Below are 932 nucleotides of genomic sequence, written 5' to 3' on the forward strand. Positions count from 1 at the left end.
CGCCACTACGCGCACGTTGACTGCCCAGGGCACGCCGACTACGTTAAAAACATGATCACCGGTGCTGCTCAGATGGACGGCGCTATCCTGGTTGTTGCTGCGACTGACGGCCCAATGCCTCAGACTCGTGAGCACATCCTGTTGGGTCGTCAGGTTGGCGTTCCTTTCATCATCGTATTCATGAACAAATGTGACATGGTTGATGACGAAGAGCTGTTGGAACTGGTAGAAATGGAAGTTCGTGAACTTCTGTCTGCTTATGACTTCCCTGGTGATGACCTGCCAGTTGTTCGTGGTTCAGCGCTGAAAGCACTGGAAGGCGAAGCTGAGTGGGAAGCTAAAATCATCGAGCTGGCTGGCCACTTGGATTCTTACATCCCAGAACCAGAGCGTGCGATTGATAAGCCATTCCTGCTGCCAATCGAAGACGTATTCTCCATCTCCGGTCGTGGTACCGTTGTTACCGGTCGTGTTGAGCGCGGTATCGTTAAAGTTGGTGAAGAAGTTGAAATCGTTGGTATCAAAGACACCGTTAAGTCTACTTGTACTGGCGTTGAAATGTTCCGTAAACTGCTGGACGAAGGTCGTGCAGGCGAGAACGTTGGTGTTCTGCTGCGTGGTATCAAGCGTGAAGACATCGAACGTGGCCAAGTATTGGCTAAACCAGGTTCAATCAAGCCACACACCAAATTTGACTCAGAAGTTTATATCCTGAGCAAAGACGAAGGCGGCCGTCATACTCCGTTCTTCAAAGGCTACCGTCCACAGTTCTACTTCCGTACAACTGACGTGACCGGTACCATCGAACTGCCAGAAGGCGTAGAGATGGTAATGCCTGGTGACAACGTGAACATGGTTGTTACCCTGATCCACCCAATCGCGATGGACGACGGTCTGCGTTTCGCAATCCGTGAAGGCGGCCGTACCGTTGG

General features: G+C 51.5%; 1 protein-coding gene. It reads left to right on the top strand.

All coding sequences use genetic code 11. From position 1 onward, the window contains the following. A partial coding sequence (gene tuf / locus ACL9RG_RS22720; RefSeq protein WP_422794915.1) for an elongation factor Tu occupies positions 1 to 932 on the top strand: 932 nt, incomplete at both ends.

Source organism: Rouxiella sp. Mn2063, assembly GCF_049319665.1.
Lineage (GTDB): Bacteria > Pseudomonadota > Gammaproteobacteria > Enterobacterales > Enterobacteriaceae > JBMOUD01.